Origin of the sequence: Actinobacillus porcitonsillarum (assembly GCF_003101015.1) — a bacterium.
Lineage (GTDB): Bacteria > Pseudomonadota > Gammaproteobacteria > Enterobacterales > Pasteurellaceae > Haemophilus_A > Haemophilus_A porcitonsillarum.
In genome coordinates, this window is sequence record NZ_CP029206.1 from 2057932 (window position 1) to 2078815 (window position 20884).

14 protein-coding genes and 2 tRNA genes are annotated in these 20884 nt (G+C 40.8%); 3 read left to right on the forward strand and 13 right to left on the reverse strand.

Translation table 11 applies throughout. From position 1 onward, the window contains the following. Window positions 1-5 precede the first annotated feature (5 nt). From gyrB to DDU33_RS09965, 10 genes are all read right to left on the reverse strand, one after another. Window positions 6-2435, reverse strand: a complete 2430-nt coding sequence (gene gyrB / locus DDU33_RS09920) for a DNA topoisomerase (ATP-hydrolyzing) subunit B (RefSeq protein ID WP_108924939.1) — start codon at window positions 2433-2435, stop codon at window positions 6-8. A 159-nt stretch (window positions 2436-2594) separates the two neighbouring features. Beyond that, window positions 2595-3965, reverse strand: coding sequence for an adenylosuccinate lyase (gene purB, locus DDU33_RS09925; protein WP_108924941.1), 1371 nt, complete (start codon window positions 3963-3965; stop codon window positions 2595-2597). A gap of 130 nt (window positions 3966-4095) precedes the next feature. Then, a complete protein-coding gene (gene treC, locus DDU33_RS09930) occupies window positions 4096-5736 on the reverse strand; it encodes an alpha,alpha-phosphotrehalase (protein WP_108924943.1) in 1641 nt (546 codons plus the stop codon). A gap of 67 nt (window positions 5737-5803) precedes the next feature. Then, the gene (gene treB / locus DDU33_RS09935; protein WP_108924945.1) at window positions 5804-7228 is read right to left on the reverse strand and encodes a PTS trehalose transporter subunit IIBC; all 1425 of its coding nucleotides are present in this window, start codon (window positions 7226-7228) and stop codon (window positions 5804-5806) included. Between the two features lie 129 nt (window positions 7229-7357). Next, on the reverse strand, window positions 7358-8299 hold the full coding sequence (locus DDU33_RS09940; RefSeq protein WP_108924947.1) for a LacI family DNA-binding transcriptional regulator: 942 nt from the start codon (window positions 8297-8299) through the stop codon (window positions 7358-7360). Between the two features lie 57 nt (window positions 8300-8356). Further along, entirely contained in the window at window positions 8357-8992 is a 636-nt protein-coding gene (gene hflD / locus DDU33_RS09945) for a high frequency lysogenization protein HflD (protein ID WP_108924949.1), read from the reverse strand. Between the two features lie 78 nt (window positions 8993-9070). Then, window positions 9071-10735, reverse strand: a complete 1665-nt coding sequence (gene cydC / locus DDU33_RS09950) for a heme ABC transporter ATP-binding protein/permease CydC (RefSeq protein WP_108924951.1) — start codon at window positions 10733-10735, stop codon at window positions 9071-9073. A 26-nt stretch (window positions 10736-10761) separates the two neighbouring features. Then, window positions 10762-10847: transfer RNA gene (locus DDU33_RS09955), tRNA-Leu, on the reverse strand. A 247-nt stretch (window positions 10848-11094) separates the two neighbouring features. Continuing rightward, complete coding sequence (xseA, locus tag DDU33_RS09960; protein WP_108924953.1) at window positions 11095-12555, reverse strand: exodeoxyribonuclease VII large subunit; 1461 nt, start codon at window positions 12553-12555, stop codon at window positions 11095-11097. Between the two features lie 133 nt (window positions 12556-12688). Then, window positions 12689-12765, reverse strand: a tRNA-Met gene (locus tag DDU33_RS09965). A 215-nt stretch (window positions 12766-12980) separates the two neighbouring features. Here DDU33_RS09965 and mltA point away from each other — a divergent pair. Further along, window positions 12981-14099 (forward strand): murein transglycosylase A, encoded by a 1119-nt coding sequence (gene mltA / locus DDU33_RS09970; RefSeq protein ID WP_108924955.1) that lies wholly within the window; start codon window positions 12981-12983, stop codon window positions 14097-14099. Window positions 14100-14155: 56 nt separating this feature from the next. Here the strand turns inward: mltA and DDU33_RS09975 are convergent, their stop codons facing one another. From DDU33_RS09975 to ycaO, 3 genes are all read right to left on the reverse strand, one after another. After that, on the reverse strand, window positions 14156-14491 hold the full coding sequence (locus tag DDU33_RS09975; protein ID WP_005818802.1) for a hypothetical protein: 336 nt from the start codon (window positions 14489-14491) through the stop codon (window positions 14156-14158). A gap of 159 nt (window positions 14492-14650) precedes the next feature. Continuing rightward, window positions 14651-15613 carry a tRNA 5-methoxyuridine(34)/uridine 5-oxyacetic acid(34) synthase CmoB gene (gene cmoB, locus DDU33_RS09980; RefSeq protein ID WP_108924957.1) on the reverse strand — a complete coding sequence of 321 codons (963 nt, stop codon included), beginning with the start codon at window positions 15611-15613 and terminating at the stop codon, window positions 14651-14653. Window positions 15614-15662: 49 nt separating this feature from the next. Beyond that, window positions 15663-17408 (reverse strand): 30S ribosomal protein S12 methylthiotransferase accessory factor YcaO, encoded by a 1746-nt coding sequence (gene ycaO, locus DDU33_RS09985; protein ID WP_108925311.1) that lies wholly within the window; start codon window positions 17406-17408, stop codon window positions 15663-15665. A 183-nt stretch (window positions 17409-17591) separates the two neighbouring features. Here ycaO and rng point away from each other — a divergent pair, with 183 nt between their 5' ends. Beyond that, complete coding sequence (gene rng / locus DDU33_RS09990; protein ID WP_108924959.1) at window positions 17592-19067, forward strand: ribonuclease G; 1476 nt, start codon at window positions 17592-17594, stop codon at window positions 19065-19067. A gap of 282 nt (window positions 19068-19349) precedes the next feature. Beyond that, window positions 19350-20855, forward strand: coding sequence for a lysine--tRNA ligase (gene lysS, locus DDU33_RS09995; protein ID WP_005824439.1), 1506 nt, complete (start codon window positions 19350-19352; stop codon window positions 20853-20855). Window positions 20856-20884: the final 29 nt, after the last annotated feature.

The following is a 20884-nucleotide window of genomic DNA, read 5'->3' on the forward strand; positions in this document are numbered from 1 at the left end:
TTTCATTAAATATCTAACTGTGCATACAGTGCATTGCTTTCGATAAAATCACGGCGAGGTTCAACTTCATCCCCCATTAAGGTGCTAAACAATTTGTCTGCCGCAATAGCATCAGTAATGTTCACTTGCAACATTTTACGTGCAACCGGATCCATTGTGGTTTCCCATAACTGTTCCGGGTTCATCTCACCTAATCCTTTATAGCGTTGGATAGTTAAACCTTTACGAGATTCTTTCACTAACCAATCTAATGCTTCAGCAAAACTGCTTATCGCTTGACGGCGTTCCCCTCGCATCACATAAGCACTTGGCGACAATAAATCGTTAAGTTCATTACCTAATGCGGTAATCCGTCCATATTCATTACTTGTAATAAAGTTAAAGTCCAAACGATAAGTTGTATCCATACCGTGAGTTGTCACAATAATTTCAGGCTCATAAATTTGACGCTCTTCATTAAAGAAAACGCCAGCACGATAGAAACTTCCGCCGGTTTCTTTTGCCATTAATTGTGTCATCAATTGCTCATTCCAAGCGGTTACTTTTGCTTGATCTTTTACTAATTCCGTTGAAAGTGCCGGTGTATAAATCAACTCATTTAATACAGCTACCGGATAACGGCGAACTAAACGTTCAAATAATTTTTGTACGTCATTATATTGCGTAATGAGGCTTTCCAGCGCAACACCACTTAACGCCGGTGCATCTTCACTCACAAATAAGCCTGCGCCTTCCAATGCAATATCAATCTCATATTGCGACATTTCATCGTTGTCTTGAATATAACGCTCTTGCTTGCCTTTTTTCACTTTGTAAAGCGGTGGTTGTGCAATATAAATATAGCCGTTTTCAATTAGTTCCGGCATTTGGCGATAGAAGAACGTTAATAAAAGTGTACGAATATGCGCACCATCAACGTCCGCATCGGTCATAATGATGATTTTGTGATAACGTAATTTTTCAATGTTGTAATCTTCACGCCCAATGCCTGTGCCAAGTGCCGTAATGAGCGTTGCCACTTCTTGCGAAGAAAGCATTTTATCGAAACGAGCTTTTTCTACGTTTAGAATTTTACCTTTTAACGGCAAAATCGCTTGGTTTTTACGATCACGACCTTGTTTTGCCGAACCGCCCGCAGAGTCTCCCTCCACCAAGTAAAGTTCAGAAAGTGCGGGGTCTTTTTCCTGACAATCTGCTAATTTACCCGGTAAACCACCTAGGTCTAACGCACCTTTACGACGAGTCATCTCACGAGCTTTACGTGCAGCTTCACGTGCTCGAGCCGCATCAATGATTTTACTAACAATATTTTTCGCATCATCCGGGTTTTCAGCAAGGTATTCCGCTAATGCTTCGTTCATTGAACTTTCTACTGCACCACGTACTTCTGATGAAACGAGTTTATCTTTAGTTTGCGATGAGAATTTTGGATCCGGTACTTTAACTGAAATAACAGCAACTAAACCCTCACGAGCATCATCACCTGAAGCATCAATATTGGCATCTGCCTTTTTCAACACTCCACTGTTATCCATATAGTTTTTTAACGCACGTGTTAATGCCGCACGGAAACCTGCTAAGTGCGTACCGCCATCACGTTGAGGAATGTTATTGGTAAAACAGTACACATTTTCGTTATAGCTATCATTCCATTGTAATGAGACCTCGACACCGATACCGTCTTTCTCGGTTGAAAGATAGAAAGGCGTGTTATGGATATGCGTTTTACCTTCATTTAAATATTCCACGTAGGCTTTAATACCACCTTCGTATTTGAAATGCTCTTCTTTACCATCACGTTCATCAACTAAACGGATTGACACGCCTGAATTTAAGAATGAAAGCTCACGTAAACGTTTTGAAAGAATTTTATATTCAAATTCTGTTTTGTTTTTGAAAATATCTAAACTTGGCCAAAAACGAACCATGGTTCCTGTTTTATCGGTGTTGCCAATTACCGTTAATGGCGCATTCGGTTCACCAAGGCTATAGAACTGCTCGTGAACATGACCTTCACGGCGAATCGTTAATTGGAGTTTAGATGAAAGGGCATTTACTACCGACACCCCCACACCGTGCAAACCGCCCGATACTTTATAAGAGTTATCGTCAAATTTACCACCTGCGTGAAGTACCGTCATAATCACTTCAGCTGCAGAAACACCTTCTTCCGGGTGAATCCCTACCGGAATACCACGCCCATCATCTTGTACTGAAACAGAATTATCGGAATGGATTGTCACCACAATATCTTGGCAATAGCCGGCTAATGCTTCATCAATCGCATTATCTACGACCTCAAATACCATATGGTGTAAACCTGTACCATCGTCTGTATCGCCGATATACATACCCGGACGTTTACGTACAGCATCTAAGCCTCTTAAAACTTTAATACTTGAAGAATCATAGCTTTGTTGATTTTGTTCAGACATTCCTAATCCCTAAAATTTATAAAACGGATAACGGTAAACAGGCAAAAAACCTGACCGAAAAATTATGCAGATTATAACAGAAAATCCATCGAAAAGCGAAAAATAGACAAAAAACAACCGCTTGCCATCCATGACAAGCGGTTGTTTTTGATATCAAATTTACAGTTTTTCAACTAACTCAACAGCATAACCAATATAAGTTGCCGGTGTCATCTGTTTTAAGCGATCTTTTTCTACCTGAGGAAGCTCTAAACCATCAATAAATTGACGCATCGCTTCGCCATCTACACGTTTACCACGGGTGAGCTCTTTGAGTTTTTCATACGGTTTCTCAATACCGTAGCGACGCATTACCGTTTGAATTGGCTCAGCTAGCACTTCCCAGTTTTGATCTAATTCATCTCGTAAGTGCTGCTCATTCACTTCTAACTTGCTAATGCCTTTTAAAGTCGCCGCATAAGCAATCAACGCATACCCCAACCCTACGCCTAAGTTACGCAATACGGTTGAGTCGGTTAAATCACGCTGCCAACGAGAAATCGGCAATTTTTGCCCTAAGTGGTTCATGACCGCATTCGCTAAACCTAAGTTACCTTCTGAGTTTTCAAAGTCAATTGGATTAACTTTATGTGGCATGGTTGAAGATCCGATTTCGCCAGCAATTGTACGTTGTTTAAAATGATTTAACGCAATGTAACCCCACATATCACGGTCGAAGTCGATCAGGATTGTGTTGAAACGTGCCACGCAATCGAAAAATTCTGCAATGTAATCGTGCGGCTCAATTTGAGTGGTGTATGGGTTCCATGTTACGCCTAAAGATTGCGTAATAAACTCTTGGCTAAATGCGTGCCAATCCACATCTGGATAAGCGGATAAATGAGCATTGTAGTTCCCCACTGCCCCATTGATTTTCGCTAAAATCTCTAAGTTTTCTAACTGGTTATATTGACGTTTTAAACGATACGCAACGTTCGCCATCTCTTTACCAATCGTTGTTGGACTTGCCGGCTGACCGTGCGTGCGAGAAAGAAGCGGAATATCTTTGTAGCGATTCGCAAGTTCTACGACCGCATCAATCACTTTTTTCCATTCTGGTAATAATACCTCTTCACGTGCCGTTTTAAGCATCAATGCGTGAGAAGTATTATTGATGTCTTCAGAGGTACAAGCAAAGTGAATGAACTCATTGATTTTTTGCAGTTCCGGTAATGCTTCACACTTCTCTTTTAAGAAATATTCCACCGCTTTCACATCATGATTAGTCGTACGTTCAATCGTTTTGATACGATTTGCATCTTCAATGGAAAAATTCTCAACAATTTGGTTTAGGTAATCGTTTGCTTTTTCAGAAAAAGCTGGAACTTCGTTGATTTGTGCGTGAGATGCCAATTTTTGTAACCAGCGCACTTCGACAGTTACACGAAATTTAAGTAAGCCAAATTCACTAAAAATAGGGCGAAGTGCAGCCGCTTTGTCTTGATAACGACCATCAATTGGGGATAACGCTGTTAAAGCAGTCAGTTCCATTCAGATTTCTCCGTAAAAATAATTAAAAAAACTGGGTAAGAATATAGCATTTTTCCCAAGAAATTTCATTAGTTAGTTTAGATATTACCAATTTCCCCATAAAAAAGACCGCCTAAGCGATCTTTTTTCATTAACCAAGCAAATACACCGCCTGATAAGGCTCTAACTCAATGCCATTTTCGACTTGGGTGAGATTTTGGTAATTGTTTAACAAAATCTGACCGCTTGTGTCTAGCTTAACTACTTGTTTTTCTGCACTTAAATTCGCTATTACCGTCAATTTTTCCGTTGCGTTATTTTCCGTTTCGTTAGTGCGTTGATACGCCCAAACGGACAGGTGTTGTGGCAGTAAATCTTGGTAGTCGCCATCGGTAAGTACCGCTAATTTTTTGCGTAGGGCAATCAATGTTTGGTAAGTGTAGAACACGGAATTTTTGTCCGCAAGGGCTTGTTCTACGTTGATTTCCTTGTAATTGCGTGCCACATCAATCCACGGTGTGCCTGTGGAGAAACCCGCATTTTTCGAGCTGTCCCATTGCACCGGTGTGCGTGAATTATCACGGGATTTTTGGGCAAGGATTTTGATAATCAGATCTTCACTTACGCCTTTTTCCTTCAGTTCCGCATAGGCATTCAAGCTTTCCACATCACGATATTCTTCAATGGTGGCAAAATTCGGGTTGGTCATTCCGATTTCTTCCCCTTGATAAATATAAGGTGTGCCTTGCATACCGTGTAGCAACATCGCTAACATTTTTGCCGACGTGGTGCGAAACTCGCCTTCATCGCCAAAACGGGACACAATGCGTGGCTGGTCGTGGTTGCACCAAAATAACGCATTCCACGCTTTGCCGTGCATACCTTGTTGCCAGTAGTTGAAGATGGACTTCAGTTCCACATAATCAGGTTTGGCATACGTCCATTTTTCGCCGTTCGGGTAATCCACTTTTAAGTGGTGGAAATTAAAGGTCATCGACAATTCCGAACCGTTCAAATTAGCGTATTGTTGGCAATGTTCTAATTTGGTGGAGGACATTTCGCCAACGGTCATCAAGCCGTATGGCGTTAAGGCGTTTTGGTTAAGCATTTGTAAGTATTGATGAATTTTCGGGCCGTCCGTATAAAAACGGCGTCCATCGCCTTCAAAATCGTCTTCAAATTGTTCCGGCTTGGAAATCAAATTCACCACGTCTAAACGCAAGCCATCAATGCCTTTTTCCGCCCAGAATTTGCAAATATCAAACAATTCTGACCGCAGTTTTGGGTTTTCCCAGTTTAAATCCGCTTGTTCAGGGGCAAACAGGTGCAAGTAGTATTTTTGGGCTTTGTCCGACCATTTCCACGCCGAACCGCCGAATTTAGATTTCCAGTTGGTCGGTTGTTCTTTCCAAATATAATAATCGTGATATTCGCTGTTTGGATCTTCGCCTTGCTTAAACCATTCGTGGAAGGTGGAGCTGTGGTTGAACACCATATCCATCACAATGCGGATATTGCGTTTGTGTGTCTCGGCAATCAGTTGCTCAAAATCCGCCATCGTGCCGTAACTTGGGTCGATATTGCGGTAATCGGCAATATCGTAGCCGTTGTCAATTTGTGGCGACACGTACATCGGCGTAATCCAAATGCCGTCAATGCCAAGGGTTTGTAAGTAATCAAGGCGTTTGATAATCCCTTGAATATCGCCCGTGCCGTTCCCTGTCGTGTCTTGGAATGATTTTGGGTAGATTTGGTAAATTACCCCATTTTGCCACCAGTTTTTGTTGTTCATTTTTATTTTCCTAACATTATATGCGGTTGGATTTTGAAAAATTTTTGCAAATCCAACCGCACTTTAATTATTCCACTTCGCCCTTCAACGCTTTACGTTTGTACACCACCATTGTTAATGCAATCGGTACGATGATTGCCACTAACATTGCCACCGCAAAGGTTACCCAGAATTGGTGTTGGATCGATAAAATACCCGGTAAACCACCCACGCCGATACTGCCGGCTAACACGCCGTTGAAACCGCAGATTAACGCTGCACAAGCAGAGCCGATCATTGCGCATAACATTGGGAAACGGTATTTTAAGTTGATCCCGTACATCGCCGGTTCGGTTACGCCGAGGTAGGCGGATAATGCCGCTGGTAATGCTACCTCACGTACGGTCATTTTTTTCGTCATCATAAAGACTGCCACTACTGCAGAGGCTTGAGCGATATTCGATAAGGCGATTAAAGGCCAAACCGGTGTGCCACCCATACTTTGGATCATTTGCATATCAATGGCGAGCGAGGTTTGGTGAACGCCAGTTACCACTAACGGTGCATATAAGAAACCGAATAATGCCGCCCCGATTGGCGCAAATTCACCTGTCATCGCTGCTTTCACCACATAAGCTACGCCGTTGCCGATTTCACGACCGATAGGGCCGATAACCGTATGGGCTAGGAAAACCGCTAAAATAATGGAAACCACAGGAACGATGATTAAATTTAAGAAATCAGGCACGATTTTGGTCATAAAGCGTTCGATGTACGAAAGCGTTAAACCTGCCATAATTGCTGGGATCACCTGCGCTTGATAGCCCACTTTTTCAATGGCGAACCAACCAAAATCCCAAGTTTCAGGCAGTTGAGAGCCTAATCCATAAGAGTTCATTAGCTGTGGCGATACTAGGGTAATCCCTAGCACGATGCCTAAAATTGGCGAAGTGCCCATTTTACGTGCAATCGACCAACAAATGCCCACCGGTAAGAAGTGGAAAATCGCCTCACCGATAAGCCACAAGAACGAGTGCATACTTGCCCAGAACGCACTGATTTCTACCAGCGTTTTGGTGCCGTCTTCAAACATTTTGATGTCGCCAATCACATTGCGGAAACCTAAAATCAAACCGCCGCTGATCAAGGCCGGCAACAACGGAATGAAAATATCCGCCATATGAGAAATCAGGCTTTCATACCATTTTTGGTTTTGGCGTGCCGCCGCTTTTACTTGTTCTTTGTCCACACTCGCCAAACCGGTTTTTTGCAACAAGATTTTGTAGTAATCGCCCACTTCTTGCCCGATCACCACTTGATATTGACCGCCGGTTGAAAAGTTCGCTTTGACCATTGGCAAGCCTTCAATTGCTTTCGCATCAACCTTGCTTTCGTCATTTAACACAAAACGCAAGCGGGTAATACAATGTGTTACGGTCGCAATATTTTCACGACCACCGATATATTCCACAAGTTTGTCGATATTCTGTGGATCGATTTTTTGTTTAGCCATAAGAAAATCCTTTGCTGGATAAGAGAATTAAAATTGGTGCTGATTATAGATTGTTCTCTATTTAAATCAATGGGAACGTTCCCAATTTTATGAATCACTTTTAATTTTTGTGATCTTGATCACATATTTCTAAATCAATTTAAAGGGAATTTTGTGATGTACTATCGCTGTTTCGCTATTTTCTAGCTGGTTGAGCAATAAATTCACAGCGGTAACACCGGCTTGTTCATAGCCGAAGTCAAGTGTGATGAGTTGAGGCACAAAGGCTTGTAAAATGGGATTTTGCCCGATACAAGCAAGCGGTAAATTTTTCTGATTTTCTTGCAAATACTTAGCTGCCCCCACGGCTAAACCTGTGGTAGCACACACTAAAATAGAAAGAGGAAATGACATCAAGGAGCTAATTTGCTGATACCCACTTTCAATAGATAATTCGCCTTTTGCGAGATAAGGCGTAAGCTGATGTTGCTCACAAAAGGTAAGATAAGCTGCCGTCCTTTTTTTTCCGGTGGTTTCATCACTATCAACAATCCCCAAATAACCGATTTGGCGGTGCCCTTGTTGATACAAATGTGATAGCAATGCCTTCATCGCATTTTCATCATCATAATAAACGGCACTAAAAGGTTTATAGGCTCTCGCCACCGTAACCATTGCCTTCTTCCAGCCTTTAAGATGTTTTTCTTTTAACGCTGAAAACCCAAACAAAATCACGCCATCAACTTGGCGTTGTTGGAAAAGAGCCAGTTCTTGCACAACCCGTTCCGGTTTAAATTGACTTTCAACAATAAGCGGCGTGAAATCTTGTGCATATAGTTCATTCAAAATGCGGCTGAGCGTTTGCGATTCGGCACTCGAATTCAACCTTGTAACAATAATGCCGATCACTTTTTCCGTCGAGCCTCGCATTGCACGAGCGGTTCTATCCGGCGCAAAATTGAGTTCATTAATGACCGCTTGTACCCGTTCTCTCGTTTTTGGGTTTACATTCGGCGATTGGTTAAGCACCCTTGAAACCGTGGATTTTCCCACACCGCAGCGGGCGGCAATATCTTTAATGGTTAATTTCATAAAAGCAAAGCATCCATAAACCTTGAGCGTGATATTCCTTCTCACGCCAATAGAAAGTTACAGAGATTGATATAATTGTTGAACTTGACGAAGGAGTTTTCGGCGAGAAAATAAAAATTGCCAGCGGTTTCCGCCAACCTGTTGCCATAAAATCCCCGCACGAATACCAGCTAATAATGCTGCACGAATTTTATGCTGAATATCGGGGCGAACTAAATAATCCTGCATACCTAACACGTGAATTTTATTGCCTAGCGGACTGATAATATCGCTGTAAATAGACGCTAAATTGGCAATCATTTGATCCGCCATTACGTCCCCTTCATAAAGGGACAACTGACGTTCAATTTGCTGTAAACGTTGAATAAGCTGCGATTTGGCTTGCGGATTTTTATCCAATTTTTGACTTAACGCTAAAAGGCTAACCCAATAACGCCCAATTTCGGTATCCAGTTTACCATTTCCGCCACCTAATTGAGCGAGTGCTGCTTCTAAGCCCTGTTTTAAATTTTGGAGGGAATTGCCATACACCGCAAGGGTTGATTCAGGATGTGTAACCAGTAAACTTTTCACTAATACGCTAAAGTTCTCGCGATCTTTTGCCATTCCTTGATGAGCAAACTGCTGAACCAAGCTCGCTGCTTGACAAACCGCTGCATAAGCTATTGCAATATCTTGATAGTTTTTTGCCATAATTATTCTATTTAAAGGGAAATAAAGTTACGTAGAAGCGAAATATTTTTCGCCCTGATACTACATCATATCAAAAAGCTAAAGCAGTTGCCCGTTATCTATACGATAAACTTGATCAAACTTTTCAATACCTTTTAAACGGTGTGTAATCATCAATAACGTCCGATCCGCACAATGGGTTAAAATTAAATCAAGAATTTGTTGCTCTGTTTCTCGATCTAGTCCTTCTGTTGGCTCATCAAGCAAAACTAACTCTGCTTTACTTAGTAATAAACGGGCTAAACCTAAACGACGTTGCTCGCCGCCTGATAATGGTCTTCCCCCATCACCAAGCCATAAATTAAGCCCTTCTGTTTCAAGCAGGTACGATAATCCAACTTTTTCAAGCACATTAAATAGCTGTTCATCGGAGGCCTGATTATTTCCCATTCTCAAGTTATCCGCCAATGTTTGACTAAAAATATGCACACGCTGGCTCAAGGTAACAAGGTGTTCTCTAAGGGTATTTTCTGAAAAATCAGCGATGTTGCAATTTCCAAGGAAAATATGACCGCTTGTCGGATCGTAGTTGCGATTAAGTAACTGCAAAATGGTTGATTTACCACTCCCCGTTTTTCCTAACAAAGCGACCTTTTGTCCTTTTCGTAACGTGAATGAAATCTGTTTCAAGACCGATTGTGAGCTATTAGGGTAACTGAAATCAACATTTTCAAAACGGACAAGCGGTTGATTTTCTTCAATATTTTGCCATTGTGCATTGCCATTAAATACTACTGTCGGTGTTTGTTCCATCACGTCATTTAAACGAGTTGCCGCCGTAATCAGTTGCCCTAAATGTAAAAAGGCAACGCCAATCGGCATTAAAATTTCTGCTGATGCCATCACACAGAAAATCACTAATGCAATTAACGCTTCAGGCTGTTCGGCATCCGGCACATTTATTGCGGTGGAAACCAAATAAACCACGACACAAACTAAAATACCGTTAATAAAGGTTAAAAATGCATTAGATAAGCCGCCTAATTGGCTCTCTTTACTTTGTGCATTAAGCCAAACTTTCTCCGTGTCTTGGAGCTTTTCGGTCGCTTGTTGAATAGTACCAAAGAGTAAAAACTCTGCATTTAGTTGAATCCACTCAATGAATTGGCTGCGGTAATTCGCACGAGCCTGAATTACCGTTTTCCCGATTTTTTTGCCTAAGTGATAAAAAATAACCGGAACAATAAACAATAATGCAAACAGCGTACCGCAAATTATCCACGCTAAATCCGCCGAAATAAACGAAAGCCCAAACGCCATAAAGAGAATAACCATAACGGCACTAATAAATGGCAACACTAAATTCAAATAAAGGGTATCTAATGTATCAACATCGGCAACAAGGCGATTTAATAATTCGCTATTTCTAAAGCGATTTAGACCGCTTGGACTTAATGGAATTAACTTGCTAAAAACTTTAACTCGCAAATCTGCAAGCACTCGGAAGGTAACATCGTGCGTTACCAAGCGTTCAAAATAACGGGAAACTGTACGCCCAATGGCTAAACCTCGTACACCGGAAGAAGGATAGAAAAAATTAAAAGCTATCGCAGAGCCTACTAAGAATGAAGCGGCTAAAAACCACCCCGATAAGCTTAATAAGCCAATACTGGCTGATAATCCTGTAATCGCAAGGATAATACCAAGCATTAAACGCCCTACATGGGTACGATAAAGTGAGAAAAATGGGAAAAGAGATTTCATAAGATTTGAAACTATATGATTTCAAGTGGTGCCTAGGGTCGGACTCGAACCGACACGTTTATTCAACGGCGGATTTTGAATCCGCTGCGTCTACCAATTTCGCCACCCAGGCTAGGGATGTATTAGTGAAAACTAATATTAAGAAAATATGAGGCGGATTATAAGACTAATTATCGCTCCATGCAAGCGAGGAATGATACCCGATTGATTATTCGTCTTAAAAATCATCAACCCCATTTTTGAAGTTATGCACAAATTCTGTGGATAACTTCGTGAGTAACTTTCAAATAACCTGATCATCTCCTTGATTTATAAAGGTTATTTTCACATAAAAACGCCTTGAATGAAAAAAATACAGCCTATTTTAATTCAACCACTTCACTGATTATTTGCCCAGTTTCCAGTTGCGTGATTAGCTTATCTCCAACAGCTACCTCTTTTGCATTGGTTAAAATGTGTCCTTTTGAAGTTTGCGTAATAGAATATCCCCGTCCGAGAATTTTTAGAGGGCTTAAACCATCTAAACGGGTACATAGCGCTTGAAAACGTTGATATTCTTTCAAATAACGTTTATCCATTACGTAATTGAGTTGTTGTGCTAAATGGGCAATATATTGCTGCCTTTTTCCTATCTGATAGGGTAATGGCGAACTTTCAATACGTTTTGTAAGGTTTTCCCAATCTTGTTTTTTTCGTGATAAGTATTGAGACATTTGCTGATGTAAACGCACTTCTCTTTGGGCTAATTGTTCACGTTGCACCTCTAATTTACGTTTAGGATGATGAGGCTGTAAACGTAAAAATACCTGTGTTAATTGGTTACGCCGAGCTGAAAGTAAGCTCTTAACCGATTTTTCCATTCGATAAGCCAGTTGTTCAAACCGGATTTTGAATACATGAAGGTACTTTGACGGATGTTGTGCATTTAAACGTAAATTCAACTGCTGAAAGTGAGTGAGTTTTTCATGCCAAATACGATCAAAAGCTAAATTAACCATATTGAAATGATGTTGAAGCTGTCGTATCAGTTCTTGCTGATCCCGACTCACAAGTTCTGCCGCAGCAGAAGGAGTCGGTGCACGTAAATCTGCAACAAAATCAGCAATAGTAACATCGGTTTCATGCCCTACGGCACTAATAATGGGAATTTCTGAACGATGAATTGCATAAGCAACCACTTCTTCATTAAAACACCATAAATCTTCTAATGAACCACCGCCACGCCCGACAATTAAAACATCACATTCTTGACGGCGATTAGCTAAATCAATCGTTTGAACAATATCTTGTGTCGCCTCTTTGCCTTGGACTAAAGTGGGATAAATAACTACAGCTAAACTTGGATCTCGGCGTTTTAAGATATTCAAAATATCTTGTAATGCCGCACCGCTTGATGACGTGATAATCCCCACTCGTTTCACAAAATCAGGTAGCGCTTTTTTATGTTCTTGTGCAAATAGTCCTTGTGCTGCGAGTTTCATTTTTAATTGTTCAAACTGCTGTTGTAGCAATCCTTCTCCAGCCGGTTGCATGCTTTCAATGATAAGTTGGTAATCGCCACGAGGCTCGTATAAACTCACACTGGCTCGGACAAGCACTTGCATACCATTCTGAGGGTAAAACGTCACACGGCTATTTTTCATTTTGAACATCGCACAACGTACCTGTGCATTTTCGTCTTTTAACGTCAGATACCAATGCCCTGAAACCGGCTGGCTAAAATTAGAAATTTCGCCGGTTAGCCAAATTTGCCCTAATTCTGTTTCAAGTAAATGCCGAACAGAGTAATTGAGTTGTGTAACAGTAAGAATATTGTTCATATCAAAATGCGATAAGGATAGATAAAGCGAGTTTAAAGATTAGAGGGCAAGACTGCAAGCGGTGAAATCTAAATCTTTTTTTACCGATTGGCAGATAAAAGAAAACCCTCGATAATTTCGAGGGTTAAGAATTTGGTTGCGGGGGCCGGATTTGAACCAACGACCTTCGGGTTATGAGCCCGACGAGCTACCAAGCTGCTCCACCCCGCGTCTGATGTGAGGTATAATACTCTTTCACGATTTAATTGCAAGTTTTATTTCAAGAAAACTATTTATATGCCGAATTTTAAAACAGAATTGGCATAAAATTTCACAAAAAGACGAAATTTAAAGCATAAAATTTTTTGTATCGTTTTGGTTTATTTTTTGTTAATCTAGCGTTCTATTTTCTTCCCTTTATACTTTAATTTAATAATAGGATTTTTATGAATTGGAAAGCATATAGCAAATGGGCTATGGTTTTAGGCTTCTCTGTGCTCGTTGTCGGATGTTCATCTAAAAAAGCCCCTCAACGTACCTCTGTTGCGGATATTTACGCTGAAAATGCAAAATTAGGCGCTATCTATAAAAACCGTCAAGTTATGCCGTCATACATGAATTTTGCTCGCGTACAAGCGGTTGAAAACAAACAAAATATTGTAAACGGACGTGATTTTATTTCCCAAATTAACAATGTTCGCGCTTACTCTGACCGCATATCTAATCGCTATGAAGGCATTTACAGCAAAGTGCAACGTTGGGTGTCTTCTGGCGCTGATGTCGATGATCTCAGCAAATATGGCATCAATGCAAACCTCATGCGTGGGCAAGATGGCTATCAAAACGTGAATTTAACCGGTTATTATGCACCTGTATTACAGGCTCGTCGTACGCCACAAGGCGAATTCCAACATCCTTTATACCGTTTACCTGCGAATAAACGCTTTACTCGCGCACAAATCTATGCAGGCGCATTAGAAGGACAGGGCTTAGAGTTAGCATACTCAAACTCGATGGTAGATAACTTCTTTCTTGGTGTACAAGGGAGTGGTTTTATCGATTTTGGTGAAGGGCGCCTAAGCCATGTCGCTTATGCAGGACAAAATGGTTATAAATACAATGCTGTTGGACGCCTATTAGTTGAAGATGGTGAAATTCCAAAAGAAAAAATGTCCGCTCAAGCGATCAAAGATTGGACAAAACGTAATCCTAGCCGTACTCAAGAGTTATTAGAACGTAACCCTTCTTATGTCTTCTTCAAATTTGATGAAACTCACGATGTAAAAGGCTCTGCAGGTGTGCCACTTGTTGCATTAGCTTCTGTGGCTTCAGATAAAAGCCTTGTGCCATCAGGTAGCGTACTTTTAGTTGAAATGCCGTTAATCGATGATAATGGCAAGTGGACAGGTAAACACGAAATGCGCCTCATGGTGGCTCTTGATGTAGGTGGTGCAGTTAAAGGACACCATTTTGATATTTATCAAGGCATTGAAAGTGTGAATAAAAAAGCCGCTCAAACAGCAGGCTTACTTAAACACTTTGGACGCGTTTGGGTGTTAAATTAATTTAAAAGATAAAGCGGTAAGATTTACAATATTTTTTGCATATCTTACCGCTTTAATTAAATACAACCACCACAAGACCCACAACGCCAATCTTCCTTATTTACAGCCTGATAAAAATACCTAAACAGATCTTCTTCTAACGGAATATTCTCTGCAATAAACACATCACTTAGCCAGTCAATGTTTTCCACAATCCAATCATCCTCGTCTAATCCTTCTAGATAAAGCTCATCTTCCGGATCGATATAATTATAAATCCCTTTTGTTCCCATATCTTTATCAGCCCGATCTTTAGGCAATGTTAATGCTTTCCCTTCATAAGAAATAATCCAATGCCCTAAACACATTACTTGTTGTTTACGAGTCCACTCTGCTTGAAACGGATTTGACATAATAATCCTCAGTTCTCTGAATATCTAGATGTTATCAATTTTAGGTAGGTCAAAAGAGAGAGGATATACAAAGAAATTGGTAGATTTTAAGATATTTGAGGAAAATTTGATTTTATTCAAATGATGAAAATGTGCGAGTCAACGACCCGCACCTTAAATTTACGCATTTGCCAAAATAACAGCACGTTTGGGTGCCGGTAAGCCTTCTATAGTTTTAGAATGGTCATTCGGATCTAAAAAATCCACCAAACTTTCATTTTCCAGCCAATCTGTTTTGCGTTGCTCTTCAAGCGTTGTTACCGCTTGATCCACACAACGCACATTTTTAAAGCCAACTTTTTCAAGCCAGTTGATTAACGCAGGAACAGAAGGGATAAAATAGACATTTTTCATTTTGGCATAACGATCTGCCGGAACTAATACATCATTCACATCACCATCAATAACTAAGGTCTCAAGCACTAACTCGCCCCCTTTCACTAATTGCGCTTTAAGTTGTGAGAGATGATCGAGTGGCGATTTACGATGATATAAAACCCCCATTGAAAATACCGTATCAAAAGCTGCAAGCGGTTGCATTTGTTCAATACCTAGCGGAATTAAATTCGCACGGCGGTCGTTACCTAATAGCTTTCTTACGACCTCAAATTGGCATAAGAAAAGCTCGGTAGGATCAATGCCGACAACCATACTTGCCCCTTCGCCGACCATACGCCACATATGGTAGCCACTTCCACAACCGACATCTAATACCGTGCGATCTTTTAAAGGTGCAAGATGAGGTAGCACTCGATCCCATTTAAAATCAGACCGCCATTCGGTATCAATATGAATACCGTGTAGGTGGTAAGGACCTTTGCGCCAAGGCATGAGTTGTTTTAAATGATGAACAATTCTTTGCGTTTCTCCATTGGAAAGAGGTGCTTCCGGCACGGCTTCTACCTTATCTTTTAAGTTAAGCGTTACCGCAACATCCGGCATATAATCCACGATTTTTGCCCATTTAGCATAATCACCGTGAGTTGTTTTTTCCCACTGTTTTAATTGGAGAGGGAGCGTTTCAAGCCACGCAGAAAGTTTTGTTGTTGCAATTTGTTGATAAAAAGGACGGAAATCAATCATTTTCTTCTTTAAAGTGATAAGGACGCTTATGGCGTCCTTAGAATTAACATTATTTAACTTGTTGTAATTTTCGGTATGCCGCTAACAATTTTTGATGAGCCGGCATATCTTCAAGGCTTTCATCAGAACCGCTTAAGCCGTGGAATGGATTACCGCCTTGTACCGCAGACCACGCAAAGTCCACCGCATCTTTGCCGTACATTTTGTTAAATACCATGCGATATTGTTCTGCCTCGCGCGCCTCATCTAAGAACAACTCAATCGACTGAATTAAACAACGGTAGTAGTTGTTACGCTCTGCTGAGAAAACAGAAGCATTCATATCTGCTGTCCAGTTTGCCCAATCTAAGGCTTCTTCAAGGTTGCCTAACGCAAGGTGTAACATTGATTTTAACTCGCCGATACGCAAGGTTTGCAATGCCGAGCCTTTTTCTGCGACAATGCCGATAAACTCACGCACACGGGTCATATCGTCAATGCTTTGTTCGTCCAACTCGTCCAGTAACTCTTGGTAGGTTTCTTGATCGTGGTGGAAATATGGCAAGTCGAGCAAAATCCCACGCCATTCCATACCCATATTGTTGTTTGCATAAATTAAGTCGTCTGACGGATAGATGTTTGACATACCTGGGGCAAGAATACGGCAAGCGTAAACGCCTAAATGTTCGTAATCCATAATATAGACTTCTTGTTTATGCTTATTGAAAATTGCCATTAAGTTGGCAAATTCTTGTTCTGTCGTGCCTGAAAAATCCCAGTGAACGAAGTCGTAATCCGCTTCAGATTTGAAAAGATCCCACGAAATCAGACCGCTTGAGTCAATGAAGTGAGTTTCAAGGTTAGCGTGATCTGCCACATCTTCATTGTTAAATGAAGGCGGTGCGAAAACATCTAAATCTTTCAAGCTACGACCTTGTAATAATTCGGTTACAGTACGTTCAAACGCTACTTGGAAATTCGGGTGTGCACCGAAAGAAGCAAAGCAAGTGCCGTTATTCGGATTGAGTAAAATCACACAAATGACAGGGAACTCACCACCGAGTGACGCATCGTAGCAGAGGATCGGGAAGCCTTCTTGTTCCAGTTTTTCGATAGAGGCTTTGATCGTTGGGTAGCCGTCAATTACACTTTGTGGGATTTCAGGCAGGCTGATCGCTTCTGTGATAATGCGGTTTTTCACAAAACGCTCAAACACTTCCGATAAACCTTGTACACGGGCTTCGTTTTTGGTGTTACCAGCGGACATACCGTTAGATACGAATAAGTTACCGATAATACTTTGCGGAATATATACCGTTTGACCATCTGATTGGCGAGTATAAGGCAGAGCCACGATACCACGATCAGCATTGCCCGATTGTAAATCAATCAGTAAATCTGGGGTTAAATCGCCGTGAGGGTCGAAATAGCCACGCAAGAATGGATCTAAAATGCCTTCCGGTAGCGTTTCTTCATCTTCAATTTCAAACCATTTTTCACTTGGATAGTGAACAAATTTGCCTTCGGCAATCTCTTTACCTAAATAGAAATCCGCCCAGAAATAGTTGGTGGATAAACGTTCAAAATATTCCCCTAACGCAGAAGCTAACGCCGCTTTTTTACTTGCCCCTTTACCGTTTGAGAAACATTGTGGGCAGTCTGCATCACGAATATGTACCGACCATACATTTGGCACTGGATTGAGCCACGAGGCTTCTTCAATGTTAAAGCCTAAGTTTTTCAATTTCGTTTGGAATTTTTCGATACTCTCTTCAAGGGCAGCATCTTTACCCGTAATAAAGGTTTTTTCAGTCATTAAAATAGCCTGTTCAAAATAAGGAAAATCATTGCGATATTCTAACAAATGTGTAACAAGAAAGCATTGGATTTCTCTCTTTGCCAATTTCCTACCAAAAACAACCGCTTGTTTGATCTTGATTTTTGTTTTCTGATGAATGAAGTGATACACTTCCTCTAATTTAATTTAGGGACAAACGATATGAGTGGTGCAGAATTATTAGTCAATGTAACACCGAGCGAAACACGGGTGGCATTGGTAGAAAATGGGATCTTAAAAGAACTACATATTGAGCGAGAAGCCAAACGGGGTATTGTCGGCAACATTTATAAAGGGCGAGTGACCCGAGTGCTCCCCGGCATGCAATCCGCATTTGTTGATATTGGCTTAGAAAAAGCGGCGTTTTTACATGCTTCTGACATTGTTTCACATACAGAATGTGTTGATGAAAACGAGAAAAAGCAATTTGTCGTCAAAAATATCAGTGAATTAGTCCGTGAGGGGCAAGATATTATTGTTCAAGTCGTTAAAGATCCGCTTGGGACAAAAGGCGCACGACTCACGACCGATATTACCCTACCTTCTCGCTATTTGGTTTTTATGCCAGAAAATAGCCACGTGGGCGTTTCTCAACGGATCGAAAGTGAAGAAGAGCGTAACCGTTTAAAAGCCTTAGTTGAACCTTATTGTGATGAATTAGGTGGCTTTATTGTGCGAACAGCGGCAGAAGACGTTGCCCATGAAAGTTTAGAACAAGATACTATCTTCCTCAAACGATTATGGCGCAAGGTGTTAGAAAGAAAAGCAAAATACCCAACAAGATCGATGCTCTATGGCGAACTGGCGTTGGCTCAACGTGTTTTGCGAGATTTTGTCGGCACCCATATTAGTTCAGTCAAAATTGACTCAAAAATTACTTTTGAACAAGTAAAAGAGTTCTTAAATGAATTTATGCCGGAACTCACAGACAGCGTAAGTTTATATAGTGGCACTCAAACCTTATTTGATGCCTATGGCGTGGAAGAGGCAATCCAAAAAGCCTTAGATAAACGGGTTGATTTAAAATCGGGCGGCTACTTAATTATTGAACAGACCGAAGCCATGACAACGATTGACATCAACACAGGTGCCTTTGTCGGGCATCGTGATTTAGCCCATACGATTTTTAACACAAACATTGAGGCAACGAAAGCGATTGCTCATCAACTCCAATTACGTAATTTAGGCGGCATTATTATCATTGACTTCATTGATATGCAGGAAGAAGAGCACCGCCTACGTGTTTTGGAATCGCTTGAACAAGCCTTAAAAGGCGACCGAGTGAAAACGAATGTTAATGGCTTTACCCAACTTGGCTTAGTCGAGATGACTCGCAAGCGTACACGAGAAAGCCTAGAGCGTATTTTGTGTTGCGATTGCCCTGCTTGTAAAGGGCGTGGAACGATTAAAACCGTTGAAACAGTGTGTTATGAAATTCTCCGTGAAATCGTGCGAGTTCATCATCTCTTTAATACAGAGAAAGTTCGAGTTTACGCCTCAAAAGAGGTGGCAGAATACTTAATCCATGAAGAAACGCATGCTTCGCTTGCCGAATTAGAAGCCTTTATCGGAAAAAAAGTCGAAATCAAATTAGAGCCTTACTATCATCAAGATCAGTTTGATGTAGTTGTAATGTAATGTTTTTATTTACATAAGAACTAATTTAAAAAATATGTGTAGGGGCGGGGTTTATCCCCGCCCGTAAGTCCTGATATTTGAATGAAATTCGGGCGGGGATAAACCCCGCCCCTACGAAAACATTAAATGTTTGTTCAATTACTACATAATACAGAATTTTTATTGAAAATTTATCTTAAATCCGACCGCTTGTTTTCTACCAAAATCCTGCAAAATCGCTTATAATATCGCCCTTTTAGTCTTAGCAAATCCGAATTCTTTAAAAAAATTTAAGGTAATACCATGTCTGAAGTTGAAAACCAAGAATTAGATCTTAACGGCGAAATGATTGCTCGCCGTGAAAAATTAGCCAAAATCCGTGAAATGGGAAATCCATTTCCAAATAAATTCCGCCGTGATGCTTATGCAAAAGATTTACACGCAAAATATGATGATGTTGATGGCGAAGCATTAAAAGAACAAGATATTCAAGTGAAAGTCGCTGGTCGTATTATGCTTAAACGTGTAATGGGAAAAGCCTCTTTCTTCACAATCCAAGACGTAAGCGGACAAATTCAGCTTTATGTTGCTCGTGATAATCTTGCTGAAGGTGTTTATAGCGATAAAGTGAGCCTTTGGGATTTAGGCGATATCGTTGGCGTATCAGGAACCTTATTCAAAACCAAAACAGGCGAATTAACGGTGCGTTGTTCTGAAGTAGAATTATTAACGAAATCACTTCGCCCACTGCCAAATAAAGTACAAGGTATTACAGACCAAGAAATCCGTTATCGTCAGCGTTATTTAGATTTAATCTCTAACGAAGAATCTCGCCGTACCTTTATGATCCGTTCACAAGTGGTATCAGGTATTCGTCAATTCTTCTTAGAAAGAGGTTTTATTGAAGTTGAAACACCAATGTTACAAGTGATTCCAGGCGGTGCTGCAGCTCGTCCATTTGTTACACACCACAATGCACTAGACGTAGATATGTATTTACGTATCGCACCGGAACTTTACTTAAAACGTTTAGTGGTAGGTGGTTTTGAGCGTGTATTCGAGTTAAACCGTAACTTCCGTAATGAAGGGGTTTCTGTTCGTCATAACCCTGAATTTACCATGATTGAATACTACCAAGCCTATGCGGATTATCACGATTTAATGGATAACACCGAAGAATTATTACGTAAATTAGCATTAGATATTCTTGGCACTACTGATGTTCCTTACGGCGAATATGTGTTTGATTTTGGCAAACCATTTGAGCGTATCACTATGCATGAAGCGATTGTAAAATACGGCAATGGTATTTCAATGGAAGATTTACACGATTTCGATAAAGCCGTTGCGATTGCAAAAGGTTTACACATTGAAATCCAAAAATCGTGGGGCTTAGGCTCTATTGTTAATGCGATCTTTGAAGAAGTGGCAGAACATCAACTTATTCAGCCAACCTTCTTAATGGCACACCCTGCGGAAATTTCACCGCTTGCACGCCGCAATGATGAAAATCCGGAAGTAACAGACCGTTTTGAATTATTTATCGGTGGACGTGAAATCGGTAATGGCTTCTCAGAATTAAACGATGCAGAAGACCAAGCTGAACGCTTTGATGCACAAGTAGCCGCTAAAGATGCCGGTGATGATGAAGCAATGTTTAAAGATGAAGACTTCGTTGTTGCGCTTGAACACGGTTTACCACCAACTGCAGGCGAAGGTTTAGGTATTGACCGCTTAGCCATGATTTTTGCTAATGCACCGTCAATCCGTGATGTCATTCTCTTCCCTGCAATGCGTCAAAAAGCGTAATAAAGCAGATCAAATAAGGGCGAACATTT